This is a genomic window from Jiella mangrovi (assembly GCF_017815135.1).
In the GTDB taxonomy this organism is placed as follows: Bacteria; Pseudomonadota; Alphaproteobacteria; order Rhizobiales; family Rhizobiaceae; genus Jiella; species Jiella mangrovi.
This window is the reverse complement of record NZ_JAGJCF010000013.1, coordinates 106593-126542: the sequence shown is the minus strand read 5'-3', so window position 1 is coordinate 126542 and position 19950 is coordinate 106593. Positions and strand designations below refer to the sequence as shown.

Sequence of the window (19950 nt, the reverse complement as noted above, 5' to 3'; positions counted from 1 at the left end):
CCGCGTTCAGAGCCGGTAGGCCTCCTTGGCGAGGCGATAGGTGAGATCATGGGCAAGCTCGAACGCCTCGTCCTCCTGAAGGCGTCCGGTCGTCACGAGGCCGGCGAGATAGGCGCAGTCGACCCGCCTTGCGACGTCGTGGCGTGCGGGGATGGAGCAGAATGCGCGGGTGTCGTCGTTGAAGCCGACCGTGTTGTAGAAGCCGGCCGTCTCGGTGACCGCCTCCCGGAAGCGCTTCATGCCTTCGGGCGAATCGAAGAACCACCAGGGCGGCCCGAGCCGGAGGCACGGATAGACGCCGGCAAGCGGGGCGAGCTCCCGCGAGAAGACCGTCTCGTCGAGTGTGAAGACGATCAGGGTGAGGCTCTTTTCGAGGGCGCAGACGTCGAGAAGCGGCTTCAATGCCTCGACATAGTTGGTCGGCTGGGGAATGTCGAAACCCCGATCGCGGCCGAAGGCCGAGACGATACGATCGGAGTGGTTCCGGAAAGAACCGCAATGCAGCTGCATGACCATGCCGTCCTCGACCGACAGCCTGGCCATTTCGGTCAGCATCTGGGCGCGGAAGAGTTCGCGGTCCTCAGCTGAGCCGCCGCCGTCCTTGATCCGGTCATAGAGCTCGGCGGCCTCGGCGGCGGAAAGGTCGGCGGTGCGCGCGGTCGGGTGGCCGTGGTCGGTCGCGGTGGCGCCATGGTCGCGGAAGACCGCGCGCCGGCGGCGATGCGCCTCGATATAGCCGGCGAAGGTGCCGGTGTCGCAGCCCGCAACCTCGCCGAGTTTCACCAGATTTTCCGCAAAGCCGGAGAAGTCGGGATCGGTCACGGCATCGGGCCGATAGGTGGTGACCACCTTGCCAGCCCAGCCGCTTTCCCGAATGGCGCGGTGATGGCGCAGATCGTCGAGTGCGCTTTCCGTCGTCGCGATGGCCTCGACATTGAAGCGCTCGAACAGCGCTCGCGGCCGGTAGTCGTCTTGGCGGAGCAGGTCGGCGATATGGTCGTAGTAATGATCCGCGGTCTCGGCCGAGAGCCGGACATCGAGACCGAAGAGGTTCTGGAACGTATCGTCCAGCCAGAGCCGCGTCGGCGTGCCACGGAACAGATGGTAGTTTTCGGCAAAGCGACGCCAGATCCTGCGCCCGTCGGTCTCGACCGGCGAGCCGTCGGCCGAGGGGACGCCGAGTTCGCCGAGCGTCACGCCCTGCGAGACAAGCATGCGGAAAATGTAGTGATCCGGCACGACGATGAGATGCGCCGGATCGGGAAAGGCTTCGTTCTCGGCGAACCAGCGCGGCTCGGTGTGGCCGTGTGGCGAGATGATCGGCAGGGACTTGATGGTGCCGTAGAGCGCGCGGGCGAGGTTCCGCGTCGCGGCCTCCGTCGGAAACAGCCGGTCGTCGTCCAGAAGCGCCACAGTCGTCCTCCCATACAAGCTCGTCGCTGCCGCAAGCTGGTATGGTAGTATCTGTCGAGCGTCAAGAAGTGCACAGGCAGACTGACTTTGGCGGCGATGCCATGGCTTACGATCGACATGCGGCCGGCCTAGCGCCGGCGGCTCCGTCTCTCTCGCGCCAGAGGCCTGCAACGTTCCCGGTGACCGGGTTTTCATCCAGATCACCGGGTCGAGCGGCGCCGGGTGCCTTGCGGCGCACGCGTCATGCTCAGGAATGGCGGCGCCACCCGTCGGCGAGTGACACGTTCGAGATCCGTCTAAGCGCGCTTCAGGCGTGCCACGGCTTCGGAAAGGGCCGCATTGCCGCAAGCATAGGAGATGCGCACAAAGCGTTCGCCGAGAGTCAGGTCGAAGTCGATGCCGGGCGTCATCGCAACGTGGCATTCCGCGAGCATCCGCCGGCAGAAATCCGAAGCGCTCGCCTCGCCCTCCGGAATGCCGGCGTAAGCGTAGAAGGCGCCGTCGATCGGAGCGATGTCGCGAAAGCCAAGGGCCGGCAATTCGTGCATCAAGAGGTCGCGGTTGCGGACATAGCCCTCGCGAACCCGGTCGAGCTCTTCGGTCGCATCGAACACCGCCGTCGCCGCGATCTGCGACAGTTCGGGAGCTGAGATGTAGAGGCTCTGGCCGATCCGCTCGGCAACCCGCACCATCTCGGGCGGCAAGACGATCCAGCCGATGCGCCAGCCGGTCATGCAGTAGTATTTGGAAAAGGAGTTCACCACGAAGGGCCGATCCGAAAAGGACAGCGCCGTCGTCTCGCCGCCGGTATAGGCCAGCCGGTGATAGATCTCGTCGGAGATGAACGGGATGGCGTTCTCGCCCGCAAAGGCGATCAGCCGCTTCAGTTCCTCCGGCGGCGTCACCGTGCCGGTGGGATTGGCGGGGCTCGCGACGAGCACACCGTCGACCGGGTTCCGGCGGTGGGCTTCTCCGAGATGCTCGGCCGTCAGGAGGTAGCCGGTCGAAGCGTCGACCGGAATCTCCACCGGCTCCAGGCCGAGCACTTTCAGGATGTTGCGATAGGCCGGATAGCCGGGTGAGGCGAGAGCGATGCGCGCGCCGGGATCGAAGGCGGCGAGGAAGGCGAGATTGAACCCGGCCGACGAACCCGTCGTTACCATGATGCGCGACGTCTCGACATCGACGTCATAGGCCTCGCCATAATGTCGCGCGATGCGTTGGCGCAGCGCCGGCAGTCCGGGCGCGTCGGTATAGGCGATGCGCCCTCGCCTCAGATGCGCGTCGGCGGCTGCGATCGCCGCGGCCGGTGTCGGCGCCTCGGGCTGGCCGACGGCCAGCGAGATGACGGGCTCGCCCCGCGCCAGCATGCGGTTGGCATCGGCGAGAACGTCCATCGCGCGAAACGGCAGGACGTCCGAACGGCGGGAGGGAGTAAGATCATGCATCAGCGGACCGGCTCTTCTGTCTTGTCGTGGCCTTCGTGCCGAAACCCCCGCCGAATGCGGCGATTCTGACGACAAATTGAACTCGCGTGCTTGCTACCAAATGCCGTTCCGGTCCACTAGCGGATGTGGATCAGGGACGGAACATGCGACGATTTCTCAGCTCCTTATTCGGGCGTTTCGCCAGCGTCACGGTCGCGGCCAGCCTTGCTTGCACCGGTTTGGGGGCACCATCGACGGCTTCGGCAGAGGCGCGGGCAAAGAGAAATCTGCCGATCGTGCGCGATGCCGAGATCGAAGCGCTCGTCGTCGACTATGTCCGGCCGCTGTTGAAAGCTGCCGGTCTGTCGCGAGCGGGGATCGAGACGGTCCTCGTCAATTCGCGCGATTTCAACGCCTTCGTCCTCGGCCGGCGGATCTTCGTCAACACCGGCGCTATCGCCTTGACGGAAACGCCGAACCAGCTGATCGGCATTCTCGCCCACGAGATCGGCCATCTCGCCGGCGGCCATCAGCAGCGCCTTCGTCAAAGGCTTGAGGGTGCGCAGGTCATGGTGATCGCGGCCGCGCTGCTGGGGGCGGGCGTTGCCATCGGTGGCGCTGCGGCGGGCGCCAGAGGCTCCGTCGGCGCCGGCGCCGGTCTCTTTTCGGCAGGGGGCTCGGCGGCCCAGCGATCGATTCTCACCTATCTGCGCGGCGAGGAATCGGTCGCCGATCGCTCGGCGATCAACTATCTGGCAAAGACCGGCCAGTCCGCCCGTGGTCTCGTCGAAACATTCCAGATCCTGGAGCAAGGCAGCCTGTTCGACGGCTCGCGGGGGCGCAGCTACCTCTCCTCCCATCCCCTGCCGCGCGATCGGATCTTTGCGATCGAGGAGGCCGCGAAGCGCTCGACGCCCTATGCCAGGAAAGATCCGCCTGCCCTCGCAGAACGCCACGATCTGGCCCGAGCGAAGATCGCGGCCTATGCCGGCGGCATGAGCGACGTGCGCCGCTTGTTCGCCAAGGATCCCCGCAGTCTCGCCGCGCTTTACGGCGATGCGATCGCGACGTTCCTGGCAGGCTCGACGGCGATGGCACTGAAGAAAATGGACGGGCTGATCGCGGCGCGGCCATCCAATCCCTGGTTTCACGAAATGCGCGGAGAAATCCTGCTCGACGCCGGACGCGGCAAGGAAGCTGTTGCGGCATTTTCCCGGGCCGCCAAGCTCGACCGCTCGAATTCCGGGCTCCTGCGCGCCGAGATCGGACAGGCCCTCGTCGTCTCCGGCGGGACGGCGAACCTGAAGCAGGCGATCGAGATGATCCAGGCCGGCCTGCAGAGCGATCCCATGAACGGCCAGGCCTACCGTTATCTCGCCATGGCCTATGGCCAGCTGGGTGAGATCGGCCGGGCGGAACTCGCCACGGCGGAAGGCCACTGGAGCACCGGCTCGCTCACGCAGGCGAAGGTCTTCGCGGCAAGGGCGCAGGCCAAATTGAAGCCCGGCTCACCGCCCTGGCGTCGGGCGCAGGACATTCTGGCCGTAAAATCGCGATGACACGTCCGGGCAAGGACCTGGCTGTTTCGCCAAATTGCCACGATGCGCGCTATTGGATGCATTCGCATTCGACGATCGAACGAATTTCATGAAGGATCTCGCCTGATGGCACTCAAACGTTCTGCCGCGACTGCGCTTGCCGCGGTCTCCGTCCTTTGTGCCGTCGGCACGCCCGTCAGTGCGCAGACTGCGGACAAGGCGTTCGACGCCGATCAGACCAAGGCCATCGAGACCATCGTGCGGGACTATCTCGTCAAGAATCCGGAGGTGATCGTCGAGGCGATCAACGCGCTCGAGGCCAAACGCAACGCCGAGGCCGCGGCCACTCAGAAACAGGCCGTCGCCGACAATGCGGAGGCGATCTTCTCGACCCCCGAAGGCACGGCGCTCGGCAACCCGAAGGGCGACGTCACGGTCGTCGAGTTCTTCGACTACAATTGCGGTTACTGCAAACACGCATTGTCCGACATGGACAAGCTTCTGGAGAGCGACGCCAACGTTCGCTTCGTCCTCAAGGAGATCCCGGTTCTGGGACCGCAATCGGTCGAAGCCTCGCAGGTCAGCCTCGCCTTCCGCAAACTGAAGCCGCAGCAATATGCCGATTTTCATCGCAAGCTTCTGGCGGGGCGCGGCGCCGCAAACGAAAGTCGGGCGCTGGCGGTCGCCTCGCAATTCGGCGTCGAAGCGGAGGAGCTGAAAGCTGCCATGGCTTCGCCGGAAATCGCCGACGACATCGCCAAGGACAGGGAGGTGGCGGAGGCTCTCGGGATCAACGGGACGCCGAGCTACGTCATCAAGGATACGGTTCTGCCGGGCGCTATCGGCCTCGACAATCTGAAGACCGCGATTGCCAACGTGCGCTCCTGCGGCAGCGTTTCGTGCTGACGGCGAGCTGACAGGCGCGAGGTTTTCCGATTTATCGCTTTGCGAAACCGACGCTGCGTCTTATAGGGCGTCGTGAACATCGACGTTGAAACGTCAAATGTCTCGCCCGCGAGCGCTGAGTCACGATGCCGATCGTCCCGGTCTACTATCCGTCCGGCCCCAACAGAGCGTTTGCCGCGTCCTGGATTCGACACGGCGGCGCCTGTGACTAGATCGATTTCCAATTGCGCGGCGCCGAGGCATCTCGTTTCGGCGTCGAGAATATGCGCCGGCGCCCGGCGGTGGAGCCGCCGATGGCGGGTCCCGGCGAGCGCAGGATTGTCAAAGACCGAATCGGCCCAAGGAACACAATGCCCAAGGATGACATGACGGTCGACCCGCGTTTCGTCAGAGAAATCGCGTCGATTCTGAAGGAAACCGATCTCACCGAAATCGAAGTCGAGAACGGTTCGATGAAGGTTCGCGTGACGCGCAAGCACGAGCCCATGCAGATGCAGCCTGCCTACTACCAGCCGACGTCACCGGCGCCGCAGGCCGCCGCTCCCGCAGCGGCTGCTCCGCAGGCGGCCGCAGCGAGCGGCCCCGAGGCCGGCTCCGTCCCCTCGCCCATGGTCGGCACCGTCTACCTGTCACCGGCGCCCGGCGCCAAGCAGTTCGTCGAAGTCGGCCAGACGGTCTCGGAGGGCGAGACTTTGCTGATCATAGAGGCGATGAAGACGATGAACCAGATCCCCGCGCCGCGCGCCGGCACGGTCACGAAGATCCTGGTCGAGAACGCCCAACCGGTCGAGTACGGCGAAGCGCTCGTCGTCATCGCGTAAAGGGGGCACTTCATGGTCAAGAAGGTCCTCATCGCCAATCGCGGCGAAATCGCCCTGCGCGTCCTGCGCGCCTGCAAGGAACTCGGCATATCGACCGTGGCGGTGCACTCGACCGCCGACAATGCGGCGATGCATGTGCGGCTTGCCGACGAGAGCGTCTGCATCGGGCCGCCGCCGGTCCGCGACAGCTATCTGAATATTCCCTCGATCGTCGCCGCCTGTGAAATCTCCGGCGCGGACGCGGTTCATCCGGGCTACGGCTTTCTGTCCGAGAACGCCCGCTTCGCCGAGATCCTCGACGCCCACGGCCTGACCTTCATTGGCCCGACCGCCGAGCATATCCGCGTCATGGGCGACAAGATCGAAGCCAAGCGCACGGCCAAGCGCCTCGGTATTCCCGTCGTTCCCGGATCTGCGGGAGCCATCACCGAGGATGACGAGGCGCTGAAGATCGCCGACGAGATCGGCTTTCCGGTCCTCGTCAAGGCGTCGGCCGGCGGCGGCGGCCGCGGGATGAAGGTCGCCAAGACCCGCGACGATCTCGTCATGGCGCTGCAGACGGCCCGCCAGGAAGCCGGCGCGGCCTTCGGCGACGACGCGGTCTATATCGAGAAGTATCTGGAAAAGCCCCGGCATATCGAGGTTCAGGTGTTCGGCGACGGCGCCGGCAACGCGGTCCATCTCGGCGAACGGGACTGCTCCCTGCAGCGCCGCCACCAGAAGGTCTGGGAGGAGGCGAACTCGCCGGCACTCACCCCCGAGCAGCGCCTGAAGATCGGCGAGATCTGCTCCGCCGCCATGTCGAAACTCAATTATCGCGGTGCGGGCACCATCGAGTTTCTGTACGAGAACGGCGAATTCTACTTCATCGAGATGAACACCCGGCTGCAGGTCGAGCATCCCGTCACCGAGGCCATCACCGGGCTTGATCTCGTCCATGAGCAGATCCGGGTGGCCAGCGGCGAAGGCCTTTCCGTGACCCAGGACGACATCGTCTTTTCCGGCCATGCCATCGAGTGCCGCATCAACGCCGAGGATCCGCGGACCTTTGCGCCCTCGCCCGGCAAGATCGACTATTACCACGCGCCCGGCGGCCTCGGCGTGCGGGTCGATTCGGGTGTCTATCAGGGCTATGCGATCCCGCCCTTCTACGACAGCCTGATCGGCAAGCTCATCGTCCATGGCCGCAGTCGCGCCGAATGCATGATGCGGCTTCGCCGGGCGCTGGACGAGATCGTCGTCGATGGCGTCAAGACGACGCTGCCTCTGTTCCGCGACCTCGTCGACAATCCCGACATCGCGCGCGGTGACTACGACATCCATTGGCTGGAAAAATATCTGGCGGGCGGCGCGAAGGCGTGATCGCCGGCTGGAACCGCATCAGGTCGCCGTTGTTCCAGCCACGCGACTGACACCAAATGCGAGCGAAGGGGGCGGACGGTCGAGCCGGCCCCCTTCCCGGGCTTCGACGCGCTGAGGCGGACATGGCGGGACGCGGCGGAAAAGAACTGGCGATCACGCCGGAGTTACTCCTCAAGGCCTACGCATCCGGCATCTTTCCGATGGCCGAGGCGGCAGACGATCCGCAGATCTTCTGGGTCGATCCGAGCGAGCGGGGCGTTCTGCCGCTCGACGGCTTTCATCTGCCGCGCAGCCTGAGAAAAGTGATCCGGCAAGACCGGTTCGACGTGAGGGTCGACACGGCCTTTGCCGCCGTCGTCGACGGCTGCGCAGAGCCGGCGCCCGGCCGCGACAAGACCTGGATCAACAGGCACATCCGCGATCTCTACGTCGCCCTTCATCGCGAGGGCTTCGCCCATTCGGTCGAGTGCTGGAACGCCGAACAGCTGGTCGGCGGGCTATATGGCGTGTCGATCAACGGCGCGTTTTTTGGCGAGAGCATGTTCTCGCGTGCCACCGACGCCTCGAAGGTCGCCCTCGCCTTTCTCTGCGAAAGACTGATCCGCGGCGGCTACAGCCTGCTCGACACCCAGTTCATCACCTCGCATCTCGCGCGATTCGGCGCGGTGGAGATCGAACGGGACGTCTATCACGAGCGTCTCGGCGAAGCGCTTGGTATCGCTGCGACCTTCTATCCGGCGGGGGCCGGGACGTCCGACTCGGTCTTGCAGCTCTTCAGCCACACATCATAGACCGGATGCTCGATGGCGTTGAGGCCGGGCGAATCGGCAAACATCCAGCCGGAGAAGATCCGCTGGATCTTCCGGTCGAGGGTGATCTCGTCCACCTGCACGAAGGCGTCGGTCTTTTCCGCGTCACCCTCGGCGCTGGTCAGACACACTTTCGGCGTCACCTGCAGTGCGCCGAACTGGACCGTCTCGTCGATATAGACGTCGAAAGTCGTGATGCGGCCGGTGATCTTGTCGAGCCCCGAAAACACCGCGACCGGGTTCTTGATGCGCGCCTTGGGCGTGGCGAACTGGGCATCGGGAGAGATGCCGTCCTGGGCGAAGGCGGGCGGCAAGGCCGGGAGGCTGAGAGCCGCGAGCGATGCGGACGCGGCTATCAGGAAGGATTTGATCCACATCATGCGCGCTTGGGAACGTTCGTATCTCTCGGCGTCCTGCGACGCGGGTGGCATCTGAACACGCCTTTGAACCCGCTCTGAAGCGGGCCGCAACGCGGTGTTCGCTGACGTCCGATCATCTGAGATCCATCGGGCATGCCGCAGGCCGCCTGGTGTCGGCAGCGCTCTGCCGACGACCCGCCGTCAGGGTGTCCAGGCGTCGTACTCGCCGGTGACGCGTGGCCGCTCGGCGCCGGGACGCAGCAGCGAACCGGCCGGACGATAGGCCTTGCCGGTTCCCGTGTGGTTCGGCTCGAAGGGCTTTTGCCAGTCGCGCGGCGTGTAGCTCTCGTCGCTCGGCGGCGTATCGACGCGATGGTGCATCCAGCCGTGCCAACCGGTCGGGATTGCCGAGGCTTCCGCGGCGCCCTTGTAGATGACCCATCGGCGCGAGCCGTCGGCATTGGTGTAGTAGACGTTGCCGAACTCGTCGTCTCCCACCTTCTTGCCGGAGCGCCAGGTGAAAAACCGCGTGCCGATCGTCTGACCCTGCCACCAGGTGAAGATTTGGAGAAGCGTTTCCTTCATGGGAATTCCGATCCATGCAAAATCGCGCTCGTTATGCGTCCCGCGGCCTGAAATGTCTACCCGCCGAAGACATCTGGTTTCGGCGAGACGTGGGCGAAGACAATTTGGCGCGCGTTACCTGTGATCGGTTTCGTCATGACCGCCCGTCACGGTCGTCGCTTTGTTCTTCTGCTCACGGGAATCGACGAAGTGGACCATGACGAGCAGACCGCCGAGAGCGAGGAAAGTCGCGGCCAGACCCGCGAGAAACGTGCCGCTCGTCGAATCGACCTCGAGCAGGATCAGCTTGCGGACGACCGCCAGCACGCCGATGACGATCACCGTGCGGACCTGGGCGAGGCGGTGGTCGCCCAGAGCCATCTGATGGATCGAGTGGGCGAGTTCGAGTGCGATGATCGCCGCGAGGACCCGGTCGAACAGCGACTGGAAGGCAGAGTACTCCAGCGGCTGGTCGAAATCGAACAGCGCAAGACCAGTCGCTCGCAGAAACCCCCACAAGGTGAGAAGCACGACGCCGACCATGCCGAACAACAGAATGTGTGCGACGAGGCGCTCGAAGCGGAAATACAGCTTCACGAAGTGCATGGCCCGGCCCCTCCTCCACGACGACGATATGATCGATCGTGAAAGGAAACTGGCCCGGCCAGCGTCGCCGTCCATCGTGCAGCGCAATACCGGCGAGCGAGCTTCAAGGTCGCATCTCGCCCTACAGCGTGGATGCCCGGCATGGCTGGAGCGTCGGCATCCGCGCAGCGGTTCAGGCGACGAGCGGTCTTTCATAGATGGCCGCGGGAATACCGCTTTCGGCAGCGCCACAGTTTTGCGTTTGGCCGACCGCGACGAAGCCGTGGGCGCGGTAAAAACCGACGGCCTTCCCGTTCGCCTCTTCGACCTCCAGCCGCAGTCTCTCGGCGCCCGGAAAGGCCTGGACGATCTCCTCGAGGAGATCGGTTCCGACACCCTGTCCCTGGCAATCGGGACGGACATAGAGCTGATGCAGCATGAAGAGCTTCTTTTCGGCGTCGGACGATGCCGCAAAGGCCATGCCGCCGAGCCGCACACCATCGTCGGCGACGATGAATTCGGACTGCGGGCGCGTCAGCCGCGGCTCGAGCGCCGTGATCGAATGCCAGGAGGCGGTGATCTCCGACACCTTCTGTGAGCCATAGATGGCGTCATAGGTGTCGTGCCAGGTCTCCGTCAGCAGCGCCGAGATGGCTTCGAGGTCGGCGCGTGACGCGGTGCGGACGAAGAAGGTCATTCCACACCCAGCTTTTCCTTGACCAGGGCGTTGACCGCCTGCGGATTGGCCTTGCCGCCGGTCGCCTTCATCACCTGCCCGACGAACCAGCCGGCCATGGAGGGCTTGGCCTTGGCCTGCTCGACCTTGTCCGGGTTCGCGGCGATGACCTCGTCGACGGCCTTTTCGATGGCGCCGGTGTCCGTCACCTGCTTCATGCCGCGGTCTTCGACGATCGCCTTCGGATCGCCGCCTTCGGTCCAGACGATCTCGAACAGATCCTTGGCGATCTTGCCTGAGATCGTGCCCTCGCGAATGAGGTCGAGAATTGCGCCCAGCTGCTCGGCCGAGATCGGCGTTTCGCTAATGTCCCTGCCGGCCTTGTTGAGCGCGCCGAGAAGATCGTTGATCACCCAGTTCGCCGCCTGCTTGGCATCGCGGCCGGCCGCGACTTTCTCGAAATAATCGGCGATCGCCTTTTCCGAAACGAGGATCGAAGCGTCGTAGGCCGACAGGCCGGCGTCCTTTATCAGCCGGGCCTTCTTGTCGTCGGGAAGCTCGGGCAGCTCCTTGATCAACGCATCGATATAGGCCTGGTCGAATTCCAGCGGGAGAAGGTCCGGATCGGGGAAATAGCGGTAGTCGTGGGCGTCTTCCTTGGAGCGCATCGCGCGCGTCTCGCCCTTCACCGGGTCGAACAGCCGGGTTTCCTGATCGATGACGCCGCCATCCTCTATGATGGCGATCTGGCGGCGGGCTTCGGAATCGATCGCCTGACCGACGAAGCGGATCGAGTTGACGTTCTTGATCTCGCAGCGCGTGCCGAAGGCCCCGCCGGGGCGCCGCACCGAGACGTTGACGTCGGCGCGCATCGAGCCTTCGTCCATGTTGCCGTCGCAGGTCCCGAGATAGCGCAGGATGGTGCGCAGCTTCGTCACATACGCCTTGGCTTCGTCTGCCGAGCGCATGTCGGGCTTGGAGACGATTTCCATCAGCGCGACGCCGGACCGGTTCAGATCGACGAAGCTCATGGTCGGGTGCTGGTCGTGCATCGATTTGCCGGCGTCTTGTTCCAGATGCAGCCGCTCGATGCCGACCTCGATGTCCTGAAATTCGCCCTTGGAATCGGGACCGACCGAGACGATGACCGTGCCCTCGCCAACGATCGGATCCTTGAACTGGGAGATCTGATAGCCCTGGGGAAGATCGGGATAGAAGTAGTTCTTGCGATCGAAGACCGAGCGTTTGTGGATTTCGGCCTTCAATCCGAGGCCCGTCCGCACCGCCTGTTTCACGCATTCCTCGTTGATCACCGGCAACATTCCGGGCATCGCCGCATCGACGAGACTGACATGGGAGTTGGGCTCGGCACCAAAGCCGGTCGAGGCGCCGGAGAAGAGCTTTGCCTCGGACGTCACCTGGGCGTGAACCTCGAGGCCGATAATGACCTCCCAATCGCCGGTGGCGCCGGAGATGAAGGTCTTCGGATCGGGCGTGCGGGTGTCGACGATGGTCATGGGCGTTGTCCGAATGGCTGCAGAGTGACTTGCAATTTGGCTAGAGGAAAGCCGGCCGAGGTTCAAGCTTGGCGGCTCGGCTCCTGTGTATCCGCCAGGGCCCGCGTCATCGCCGCTGCGGGCAGACTGCCGATCCGTCGATCGACCGCTTTGTCCTCCCGCCCCGCCTCGGGCGCCTCATCGTTGCGCGGCGCTTGGTGGGGTCAGGCAACGCTCACATAGGAAATGCTGCCGCTGTCGATGAGGCCCTTGAGCGTCTGCAGGGCCGTCGCCAGCGTGTCACGATCGTTGACCGCCGACAGGCCGAGGCGCACGCAATGATGGGCGCGGTCCGACCGCACGCTCTGAAACTCGTCCTCGCCGTCGATCCGGATACCGTGATTGCGCGCCGCGAGCTGAAAGGCCGGCGATGTCCAGGGCGACGGCAGGGAGACCCAGCGATAAGGCACCGCCGCACCCTGCCCCGTGGTCTTGGTCTTGAAGATATCGTCGAACATGGCCGCTCGCGTCGCGATCTCGGCGATGACGGCCTGACGGACTTTCTCCGCCTCGCCCGAAAGAACCAGCCGCGCGGCGACCTCCATGTTGAGGAACGGCCGTCCTCCGGTGAGCTGATTGTGCGCCACGGTCACGCGCACGGCCTGGCCGCGCGGGCAGGCGGCCCAGCCGGATCGCAGCCCCGCCGAGACGCTCTTCGACAGACCTCCGACGAAAAAGGTTCGTTCGGGAGCAAGCGAGGCAATCGGCGGCAAGTCGCTCGGTGTGACCTTGCCATAGATATTGTCTTCAATGATCAGCAAATTGTGCCGCCTTGCGACTGACACAATCTCCTCCCGTCGGCGCAGGGACATGCAGACCCCGGTGGGATTGTTCACCGCCGGCATCAGGAAGATCATCCGGGGATGCTGCCGTGCCGCGCAGCGATCGAGCTCTTCGGGGATCATGCCCTGGTCGTCCATGCCGACCGTCAGCGGCAAGCGGCCGATCATCGTCGCGGCACGCGCCACGGACGCGTAGGACAGGTCCTCGAAGACGATGCGGTCGCCGGGATGGGTCGTTGCGGCAATGACCCCCTGAATGGCTGCATTCACGCCGAGCGTCGGCACGACATTGGCGGCTTCGGGCTGCCAGCCGCCGGTCTGGAGCCAGGCCGCGCCGGCCTCGAGCCAACTCGTCGGCACCCCGCGGACGTAGTCGAGCGCCTTTTCAGCCGAGTCCCGCAGCACCTCCGCAAAGGTCGACGCCACGAGCTCGCCCTGCCCGACGAGAGGCGCGGATGTCGAATCGAGCTTGGCGTCGTCCTGCGGGAAGCCGGGCAGGGAATCGGCCGTCGAGTTGCGCACGAAGAGCTTTGCATCCTGCTTTTCCGGCTCCGGATGCACCGCACGGACATAGGTGCCCCGGCCGACCTCGCCCGTCGTCAGGCCCCTCTCGCGAGCGATCTGATAGGCCCGCCCGATCGTGCCGACGGTGACTTTCAGATCGAAAGCAATGTCGCGCTGGGGGGGCAATTTGTCCCCCGGTTTGAGAACGCCTTCGACGATCGACCGTTCGATGGCGTCGGCCAGTCGCAGGTAGAAAGGCGTCGTGTCGTCCTCCGAGACTTTGAACTCGATTGTCACCCGGACACCTCTCTTTGTTACCCTGATACAATATCGATTGTACTCAAAGCGAATAGGGATACAAGTGGGTCATCAAGTCAAGGTGCAATCGAAGGAGACACCGCTATGACAATGCACCATGCCCGGATCGCTCAGATCGAGGATCAATCCGTCACCGGCTTCTCGCGCTTGCGGACGAAGGCGGAGGCGCTGCCAACGCTCAGCGAGGCATTTCGCTCGCTCGTTGCCGCGACCGCCTTCCTCCTGCGTGCGTTCGATCGCCGCCGCCAGATGCGTCAGGACATCCTGTCCCTGACGGAAGAGCAGCTGCACGATGTCGGGCTCACGCGTGACGAGGCCGTCAGGGCCGCCGAGCGTGTCGAGTGGCGCGGCGACTGGAAATGATGCCAGGCATCAGCCCCGAATTCCCGACGCATGAACAAAGGGCGGATCACAATATGATCCGCCCTTTTTTGTCATTGTGACCATCGATTGTCGCAGGATCACTTCCCGGACAATTTGTTTCTGGATCTCGTAGCCGGTTTCGAGCTGGCGTCGCGAAGGATCCGCCGCGAAGCGGCATCTGCCACCGCGATCCACCGCTCGGCTTCGTCCGGATCGTCGAAAGCATCTTCGGGAAACCGCCAATAGGGCATGTTCACCGGCGCCCGGCCCGGACGGGTGTAGCTCCAGCGCTCGAGGCCGGCATCCGCATAGACGGCTTCGCTCTCGGGGTCGCTCTTCAGATAGAGAGTCCCGGCGATGACGATGGCGACGATCCGGCCATCGGTGTAGATCGCCTGGCCGCCGAACAGTCGGCGAATGGAGATGGCGGGAAGCGACTGGAAGAGATCGCGAAGGAAAGTCTCGTCCATCCCCTCGCCGATCGCAGCTCTCAGGCCTGTTGCGCAGCGGCCATCGCCGCGAGATCGGCCTGCTTCAGTTCGACGGATTCGCCGCAGCCGCAGGCAGATGTCTGGTTCGGATTCTTGAACACGAAGCCGGATCTGAGAACCGTCTCCTCATAGTCCATCTCGGTCCCGAGCAGAAACAACACCGCTTCCGGCGCAACGAAGACCTTCGCACCATCGTGCTCGACGACGTCGTCGCTCGCCCCCGCCTCGTTGGCGAGATCCACCGTATATTCCATTCCGGCACAGCCGCCCTTCTTGATGCCGACGCGGATGCCGAGCGCCGCGCTATCGCTGGCTGCCAGGATCGACTTGATGCGCTCGGCGGCGGCGCTGGTCATGCTCATTACTGCAAATCGGCCCATCGGATTGCTCCTTTCAGACCTGAGGTCATTTCGTTGGCCACCCGGAAGTCACGACGGCCGGCGCCGTCGAGAGGGTGACACATGGTAAGTCGAAAAGCTGACGAAGCGCTGACTTGTCTACCAAGATGGCCTTCAGCGCGGCGCTTCGCAAGCCTTGCTTCTTTCGCGAACGGGAACGCCATGGCGGCTCTTGCTTCCCGTCCCGTCTCGTCGGCGGTCAGCTTCGCTCCCACAGCCTGCGGGTCGCGAGCTCTCCGCAGTGGCCGTCGGGATCACGGAAATAAAGGCTGTGCCCCCTGCCCTTCGACCATGTCACCTCGCTTTCGACGGTGATTCCGAGATCAGCGAGGTGCGTCCTCCAGGCGTCCTGCGATCCTTCCGGAATCGCGAGAGCGAAATGGAGAGGCCCGCTACCGTCATGGGGCGCGATCGTTCCCTGACCGGGAAGCTCGACCGGTTCGAGCGTCGAGCCGCGCACAAAAAGGATCAGAGCGGTTCCGTCGGCGAGACGAAACACGGTGATCCGGTCCTCGCAGACCAGCGCTTCATGCCCGAAAAGCCGCTCGTAGAAGGAAACGGCCCTCGCCATGTCGTCGACATAAAGGCACGTCTCGTAAAGGCCGGCGAGCGGCGGGGGCGTGGTCACAATCGTCGTCCGTGGATCAGAACCAGCCGACGGCGATCTGTGCCTCTTCGCTCATCCGCTCGGGCGTCCAGGGCGGCTCGAAGACGATCTCGACCTTGACCTGGCCGACGCCATCGACCGAGCCGACGGCGTTTTCGACCCAGATCGGCATCTCGCCCGCGACCGGGCAACCCGGCGCCGTCAGCGTCATTTCGACATCGACATTGCGTTCGTCGTCGATGTCGATCTTGTAGATCAGGCCGAGCTCGTAGATGTCGGCCGGAATTTCGGGATCGTAGACGGTTTTCAGCGCGCCGACGATGTCGTCGGTCAGACGCGACAGCTCTTCGGCCGGAATCGCCGAGGGATTATCGCCTCCGGACGCCATCGCCATATTGGCGGCGGCTGTGTCATCCGCCGGAGTCGCCACTGCGGGCTCGTTGGTCTTCATGTCGACGTCGTCGGTCATGCCATCGTCTTTTCGGTTCTTGTGTCGCGCAGATCGCGCCAAACCTGGCCCGCACCTGTCTCACATCGGTCTATGCTATCACGCTGCGTCGTGCGTCAGGCGAAGAATCGCCGGGCCTTTTCGAGCGCCTCCGCGAGGCGGTCGACTTCGGCCAGAGTGTTATACATACCAAACGATGCCCGGCATGTGGAGGTCGCACCGAAACGCTTCAAGAGCGGCTGGGCGCAATGGGTGCCGGCCCGCACGGCAACGCCCTCCCGGTCGATCACCATCGACACGTCATGGGAATGGATGCCTTCCAGATCGAAGGAGACGATCGCCCCCTTGCCCGGCGCTTCGCCATAGATCCGCAGCGAATTGATCGCCTTCAGCCTCTCATGGGCATAATCGCGCAACGTCGCTTCATGGGCCGCGATCTTCTCACGGCCGATGCTCGCCATATAGTCGAGCGCCGCGCCGAGGCCGATCGCCTGGACGATCGGCGGCGTGCCGGCCTCGAAACGGTGGGGCGGCGCGTTGTAGGTGACGCCCTCCTCGGTGACTTCGGAGATCATCTCGCCGCCGCCATTGAACGGCCGCGTCGCATCGAGCATCGAGGCCCGGCCGTAGAGAATGCCGATGCCAGTCGGGCCGTAGACCTTGTGACCGGTGAAGACGTAGAAGTCGCAGTCGATGTCCTGGACGTCGACCGGCAGGTGGACGGCGCCCTGGCTGCCATCGACGAGCGTCGCGATACCCTTCGAGCGGGCCAGCGCGCAGACGGCCTTCACATCGACGACCGTCCCCAGCACGTTCGACATATGCGTCGTCGCGATCAGCTTGGTGCGCGGCGTGATCGCCTTCTCGAAGGCCTCGACGCTGACCGAGCCATCGTCTTTTACCGGGACGAAGACGAGCTTGGCGCCCTTGCGCTCCCGGATGAAGTGCCACGGCACGATGTTGGAGTGATGCTCCATCTGCGTGACGACGATCTCGTCGCCCTCGCCGATCTCGTTCATGCCCCAGCCATAGGCGACGAGATTGATCGCTTCCGTCGCCGAACGCGTGAAGACGATCTCCTCGCTCGTTGGCGCGTTCAGGAACGCCGCGACCTTCGACCGCGCATCCTCATAGGCCTCGGTCGAGCGGTTCGAGAGATAATGCAGGCCGCGATGGACGTTGGCGTAGTCCTCGCTGTAAGCGCGCATGATGGTGTCGAGGACGGGTTTCGGTTTCTGGGCCGAGGCGCCATTGTCCAGATAGACCAGCGGCTTGCCATAGACCTGTTTCGACAGGATCGGGAAATCGGCGCGGATCTTCTCGACGTCGTAGCCGAGCGGATCGGCGATCGTGTCTGTTGCGGACATGGGTTTCAAACTCCAGATGGCGCGACGTCGCTCGTGCGATCGATCAGCGCCGGCAATCGCGGCGGGCACCTGGGCGCCCGCCTCGTTCGTGATTCAGTGGCTGGCGTCGAGCCAGGCGTCGATCTTCGCCGTGAGCGCCGCGCCGAGCGCTTCCTCGACTTCCAGCTCCTCGACGAGTTCGTCGACGAAGGCCTTGACCAGAAGCGCCTTGGCCTGAGGTCCGGGAATGCCGCGGGACATCAGGTAGAACAGATGGTCCGGGTTGATCTCGCCGGCGGTGGCGCCGTGGCCGCACTGGACGTCGTCGGCGAAGATCTCGAGCTCGGGCTTGGCCGAGAAATCCCCGTCCTCGGAGAGGAGCAGCGTGTTGCAGGCCATCTTGGCGTCGGTCTTCTGCGCCTCGCGAGCGACCTTGATCATGCCCTGAAAGACGCCGTGGCCGCCCATCAGCACATTGCGGAAGGTCTCGGTCGCCGTAGTGTTGGCGAAGGTATGGCGCAGCGTCGTGGTCACATCGACATGCTGCTCCGTCTTCAAGAGGTTGACGCCGCGCATGACGATCTCGGACCCCTCGCCCGCCGTCACCACATGCACCTCCTGGCGCACCAGCGATCCGCCGGCATTGAGCAGGAACAGCTTGAAGGTCGCGTCGGCGCCGACGGAAACGTTGAGCTGGCCGAGATGGGCTGCTGTCTCGTCCTTGGCCTGGTCGATCACCCAAAGGACCTCGGCACCGTCTCCGATGGTGAGATGAGACACCGCGCTGGACGGGGCGGGCGATCCGCTGCCCTCGATCCGCTCGACGAAAACAGCCTTCGCTCCACCGCCGACATTGACCTTCACGGCCGAATGCGCCTTCGCGCCGATGCCGCTCCGCAATTCGACCGGCGCGGTGAGGTCTGCCTTCTCCGCGACGGTGATGGTCGCAGCTCTCGCCCCGAACGCTGCGTTGACGAGACGAACCGTATCGACCGGCCTGTCGAGATGGTTGGGGCTTTCGTGCCAGTCGGCCAGATCGCTAGACGCGGCAATCGTCACGCCGGCGGGCGCGTTCGCGTTTTCCGCCATGTCGAGATCGACCACCGTCGATCCTGCGACGAGCGGAGAGAGCACGGATCCGGTGTCGCCGGGCGCGTTCGCGGCAATCGCTTCGACCGCCTCACCCTTGCCGAGCCGGCGACCCATCAGGCCGCGCAGATCGGTGTAGTGCCATGCCTCGACACGCCGGTGCGGCAGACCTTCCCGGCGCAGCGCCTCGATCGCGCCGCGGCGCGCGTCCTCGTCGCTGCCGGCAGCTTCCGCCAGCTGGACAAGCGCCGTCTCGGCCGGTGTGCGGGGGCGAAGTTCGGTCACACTCATGATCAGGCCGCCTCCCCGATGATCTGGGCATAGCCTTCGTTTTCAAGCTGCAGAGCGAGATCCTTGGTGCCGGACTTGATGATCCGACCCTTGTAGAGAACGTGAACCGTATCGGGCACGATGTAGTCGAGCAGCCGCTGATAGTGGGTGATGACGAGGAAGGACCGCTCGGCCGAGCGCAGCGCGTTGACGCCGTCGGCGACGATCTTCAGCGCATCGATGTCGAGGCCGGAATCGGTTTCGTCCATGACGCAGAGCTTGGGCTCGAGCAGCGCCATCTGCAGGATCTCGGCGCGCTTCTTCTCGCCGCCGGAAAAGCCGACGTTCAACGGACGCTTCAGCATCTCCATGTCGATCTTCAGCTCGGCCGCCGACGCCTTCACCCGGCGAATGAATTCCGGCGTCATCAGCTCCGCCTCGCCGCGCGCCTTGCGCTGGGCGTTCATCGCCGTTTTCAGGAAGGTCATCGTGGCAACGCCCGGGATCTCCAGCGGATACTGGAAGGCGAGGAACACGCCGGAGGCAGCCCGCTCGGCCGGGTCCATCTCGAGGATCGACTCGCCATTGTAGAGGATGTCGCCCTCGGTGACCTCGTAGTCGTCGCGGCCGGACAGGATGTAGGAGAGCGTCGACTTGCCGGAGCCGTTCGGCCCCATGATGGCAGCGACCTCGCCGTCCTGAACCGTCAGATCGACGCCCTTGAGGATCTCGGTGCCTTCCTCGGCGACTCGGGCATGGAGGTTCTTGATTTCGAGCATGGCTTCTTTTCGTCTCTAGCGTTCGTTCGTGTCGGTTTCGTCGGCGTCGCGGATCTCGGCGAAAAGCCGGTCGCGCTCGGCCCGAAGGGGTTCAATTTGGTCAGCCACGATCGGGTCTATAGCGTGTTCCTGTGACCGACCGATCGGTCCCGGGGGTTGCTGGATGCAGGATCCGACTTGGCGCAAGTGGAGCGGGCCAAGTTTTGCCGGACCGGATGTCCTCAATCCACGAGCTCCAACCGGCGTTCGATGCGATCGAGGCGGGATTCGATGCTGGCAAAGCGGTGGTCGCTCAGAGTGTTGCTCCCAACCAGACCACCGACGTGCTGGCGAATGATGAGCGATTCCGCCGAAAGCCGATCGACCTTCTCTTCGAGGCGAGCGATTTGCTCCCGCATGGAGCGAAGATGTTCCAGAACCAGATTTTCGACGTTTTCGTTCATCGAATGACTCCACAGCCTTTAGCTATCCGATTTTCGTCCGATCATCTGCCTTTTAAAAGTGGATAGTGCGATGGGCAGGGCGGCTTCTGTCGTCAA

General features: G+C 64.1%; 22 protein-coding genes. 6 read left to right on the top strand and 16 right to left on the bottom strand.

All coding sequences use genetic code 11. The features are described from left to right. Positions 1-6: 6 nt before the first annotated feature. Entirely contained in the window at positions 7-1413 is a 1407-nt protein-coding gene (gene uxaC / locus J6595_RS16105) for a glucuronate isomerase (RefSeq protein ID WP_342453225.1), read from the bottom strand. 296 nt (positions 1414-1709) lie between these two features. Then, positions 1710-2861 carry a pyridoxal phosphate-dependent aminotransferase gene (locus tag J6595_RS16100; RefSeq protein ID WP_209595598.1) on the bottom strand — a complete coding sequence of 384 codons (1152 nt, stop codon included), beginning with the start codon at positions 2859-2861 and terminating at the stop codon, positions 1710-1712. Between the two features lie 143 nt (positions 2862-3004). Here J6595_RS16100 and J6595_RS16095 point away from each other — a divergent pair, with 143 nt between their 5' ends. The 5 genes from J6595_RS16095 to aat all read left to right on the top strand — a co-directional run bounded on the left by J6595_RS16095 (position 3005) and on the right by aat (position 8258). Next, positions 3005-4399, top strand: coding sequence for a M48 family metalloprotease (locus tag J6595_RS16095; RefSeq protein ID WP_209595597.1), 1395 nt, complete (start codon positions 3005-3007; stop codon positions 4397-4399). Between the two features lie 105 nt (positions 4400-4504). Next, a complete protein-coding gene (locus J6595_RS16090) occupies positions 4505-5284 on the top strand; it encodes a DsbA family protein (protein WP_209595596.1) in 780 nt (259 codons plus the stop codon). Between the two features lie 350 nt (positions 5285-5634). Then, complete coding sequence (gene accB / locus J6595_RS16085) at positions 5635-6105, top strand: acetyl-CoA carboxylase biotin carboxyl carrier protein (protein WP_209595620.1); 471 nt, start codon at positions 5635-5637, stop codon at positions 6103-6105. A gap of 12 nt (positions 6106-6117) precedes the next feature. Then, entirely contained in the window at positions 6118-7467 is a 1350-nt protein-coding gene (gene accC / locus J6595_RS16080) for an acetyl-CoA carboxylase biotin carboxylase subunit (RefSeq protein WP_209595595.1), read from the top strand. 122 nt (positions 7468-7589) lie between these two features. Continuing rightward, entirely contained in the window at positions 7590-8258 is a 669-nt protein-coding gene (gene aat / locus J6595_RS16075) for a leucyl/phenylalanyl-tRNA--protein transferase (RefSeq protein WP_209595594.1), read from the top strand. Here the strand turns inward: aat and J6595_RS16070 are convergent. The 6 genes from J6595_RS16070 to J6595_RS16045 all read right to left on the bottom strand — a co-directional run bounded on the left by J6595_RS16070 (position 8198) and on the right by J6595_RS16045 (position 13599). Next, positions 8198-8656: a DUF2155 domain-containing protein gene (locus J6595_RS16070; protein ID WP_245198545.1), complete on the bottom strand. Its 459-nt coding sequence runs from the start codon at positions 8654-8656 to the stop codon at positions 8198-8200. The genes aat and J6595_RS16070 overlap by 61 nt on opposite strands. A 180-nt stretch (positions 8657-8836) precedes the next feature. Next, entirely contained in the window at positions 8837-9220 is a 384-nt protein-coding gene (locus tag J6595_RS16065) for an NADH:ubiquinone oxidoreductase subunit NDUFA12 (RefSeq protein WP_209595593.1), read from the bottom strand. A 114-nt stretch (positions 9221-9334) separates the two neighbouring features. Continuing rightward, positions 9335-9805 carry a phosphate-starvation-inducible PsiE family protein gene (locus J6595_RS16060; RefSeq protein WP_209595592.1) on the bottom strand — a complete coding sequence of 157 codons (471 nt, stop codon included), beginning with the start codon at positions 9803-9805 and terminating at the stop codon, positions 9335-9337. A 172-nt stretch (positions 9806-9977) separates the two neighbouring features. Further along, positions 9978-10481, bottom strand: a complete 504-nt coding sequence (locus J6595_RS16055; RefSeq protein ID WP_209595591.1) for a GNAT family N-acetyltransferase — start codon at positions 10479-10481, stop codon at positions 9978-9980. Further along, positions 10478-11977, bottom strand: a complete 1500-nt coding sequence (gene gatB, locus J6595_RS16050; RefSeq protein ID WP_209595590.1) for an Asp-tRNA(Asn)/Glu-tRNA(Gln) amidotransferase subunit GatB — start codon at positions 11975-11977, stop codon at positions 10478-10480. The genes J6595_RS16055 and gatB overlap by 4 nt, the downstream gene beginning before the upstream one ends. Before the next feature lie 203 nt (positions 11978-12180). After that, complete coding sequence (locus J6595_RS16045) at positions 12181-13599, bottom strand: aminotransferase-like domain-containing protein (protein WP_209595589.1); 1419 nt, start codon at positions 13597-13599, stop codon at positions 12181-12183. A gap of 105 nt (positions 13600-13704) precedes the next feature. On the opposite strand from J6595_RS16045, the gene J6595_RS16040 reads away from it, so the two are divergent. Further along, the gene (locus J6595_RS16040) at positions 13705-13983 is read left to right on the top strand and encodes a YjiS-like domain-containing protein (protein ID WP_209595588.1); all 279 of its coding nucleotides are present in this window, start codon (positions 13705-13707) and stop codon (positions 13981-13983) included. Between the two features lie 98 nt (positions 13984-14081). Here the strand turns inward: J6595_RS16040 and J6595_RS16035 are convergent, their stop codons facing one another. The 8 genes from J6595_RS16035 to J6595_RS16000 form a co-directional block, all read right to left on the bottom strand. After that, the gene (locus J6595_RS16035; protein WP_209595587.1) at positions 14082-14453 is read right to left on the bottom strand and encodes a TfoX/Sxy family protein; all 372 of its coding nucleotides are present in this window, start codon (positions 14451-14453) and stop codon (positions 14082-14084) included. Between the two features lie 20 nt (positions 14454-14473). After that, positions 14474-14854, bottom strand: a complete 381-nt coding sequence (sufA, locus tag J6595_RS16030; protein WP_209595586.1) for a Fe-S cluster assembly scaffold SufA — start codon at positions 14852-14854, stop codon at positions 14474-14476. A gap of 217 nt (positions 14855-15071) precedes the next feature. Then, a complete protein-coding gene (locus tag J6595_RS16025; RefSeq protein ID WP_342453224.1) occupies positions 15072-15500 on the bottom strand; it encodes a VOC family protein in 429 nt (142 codons plus the stop codon). Between the two features lie 16 nt (positions 15501-15516). Next, positions 15517-15948 carry an SUF system Fe-S cluster assembly protein gene (locus J6595_RS16020; RefSeq protein WP_209595585.1) on the bottom strand — a complete coding sequence of 144 codons (432 nt, stop codon included), beginning with the start codon at positions 15946-15948 and terminating at the stop codon, positions 15517-15519. Positions 15949-16043: 95 nt separating this feature from the next. Continuing rightward, the gene (locus J6595_RS16015; protein WP_209595584.1) at positions 16044-17294 is read right to left on the bottom strand and encodes a cysteine desulfurase; all 1251 of its coding nucleotides are present in this window, start codon (positions 17292-17294) and stop codon (positions 16044-16046) included. A gap of 93 nt (positions 17295-17387) precedes the next feature. Further along, complete coding sequence (sufD, locus tag J6595_RS16010) at positions 17388-18653, bottom strand: Fe-S cluster assembly protein SufD (RefSeq protein ID WP_209595583.1); 1266 nt, start codon at positions 18651-18653, stop codon at positions 17388-17390. 2 nt (positions 18654-18655) lie between these two features. Beyond that, a complete protein-coding gene (gene sufC, locus J6595_RS16005; protein WP_209595582.1) occupies positions 18656-19411 on the bottom strand; it encodes a Fe-S cluster assembly ATPase SufC in 756 nt (251 codons plus the stop codon). A gap of 221 nt (positions 19412-19632) precedes the next feature. Further along, entirely contained in the window at positions 19633-19854 is a 222-nt protein-coding gene (locus J6595_RS16000; protein WP_209595581.1) for a hypothetical protein, read from the bottom strand. Between the last annotated feature and the right edge of the window lie 96 nt (positions 19855-19950).

Bases quoted from the DNA above. Each gene is read 5' to 3' on its own strand.
- J6595_RS16020 (WP_209595585.1), bottom strand. From the start codon at position 15,948: ATGACCGACGACGTCGACATGAAGACCAACGAGCCCGCAGTGGCGACT.
- sufD (WP_209595583.1), bottom strand. From the start codon at position 18,653: ATGAGTGTGACCGAACTTCGCCCCCGCACACCGGCCGAGACGGCGCTT.
- J6595_RS16100 (WP_209595598.1), bottom strand. From the start codon at position 2,861: ATGCATGATCTTACTCCCTCCCGCCGTTCGGACGTCCTGCCGTTTCGC.
- J6595_RS16065 (WP_209595593.1), bottom strand. From the start codon at position 9,220: ATGAAGGAAACGCTTCTCCAAATCTTCACCTGGTGGCAGGGTCAGACG.
- J6595_RS16095 (WP_209595597.1), top strand. From the start codon at position 3,005: ATGCGACGATTTCTCAGCTCCTTATTCGGGCGTTTCGCCAGCGTCACG.
- J6595_RS16000 (WP_209595581.1), bottom strand. From the start codon at position 19,854: ATGAACGAAAACGTCGAAAATCTGGTTCTGGAACATCTTCGCTCCATG.
- sufA (WP_209595586.1), bottom strand. From the start codon at position 14,854: ATGGGCCGATTTGCAGTAATGAGCATGACCAGCGCCGCCGCCGAGCGC.
- J6595_RS16055 (WP_209595591.1), bottom strand. From the start codon at position 10,481: ATGACCTTCTTCGTCCGCACCGCGTCACGCGCCGACCTCGAAGCCATC.
- J6595_RS16040 (WP_209595588.1), top strand. From the start codon at position 13,705: ATGACAATGCACCATGCCCGGATCGCTCAGATCGAGGATCAATCCGTC.
- J6595_RS16070 (WP_245198545.1), bottom strand. From the start codon at position 8,656: ATGATGTGGATCAAATCCTTCCTGATAGCCGCGTCCGCATCGCTCGCG.
- J6595_RS16090 (WP_209595596.1), top strand. From the start codon at position 4,505: ATGGCACTCAAACGTTCTGCCGCGACTGCGCTTGCCGCGGTCTCCGTC.
- sufC (WP_209595582.1), bottom strand. From the start codon at position 19,411: ATGCTCGAAATCAAGAACCTCCATGCCCGAGTCGCCGAGGAAGGCACC.
- gatB (WP_209595590.1), bottom strand. From the start codon at position 11,977: ATGACCATCGTCGACACCCGCACGCCCGATCCGAAGACCTTCATCTCC.
- accB (WP_209595620.1), top strand. From the start codon at position 5,635: ATGCCCAAGGATGACATGACGGTCGACCCGCGTTTCGTCAGAGAAATC.
- accC (WP_209595595.1), top strand. From the start codon at position 6,118: ATGGTCAAGAAGGTCCTCATCGCCAATCGCGGCGAAATCGCCCTGCGC.
- aat (WP_209595594.1), top strand. From the start codon at position 7,590: ATGGCGGGACGCGGCGGAAAAGAACTGGCGATCACGCCGGAGTTACTC.
- J6595_RS16035 (WP_209595587.1), bottom strand. From the start codon at position 14,453: ATGGACGAGACTTTCCTTCGCGATCTCTTCCAGTCGCTTCCCGCCATC.
- J6595_RS16015 (WP_209595584.1), bottom strand. From the start codon at position 17,294: ATGTCCGCAACAGACACGATCGCCGATCCGCTCGGCTACGACGTCGAG.
- J6595_RS16060 (WP_209595592.1), bottom strand. From the start codon at position 9,805: ATGCACTTCGTGAAGCTGTATTTCCGCTTCGAGCGCCTCGTCGCACAC.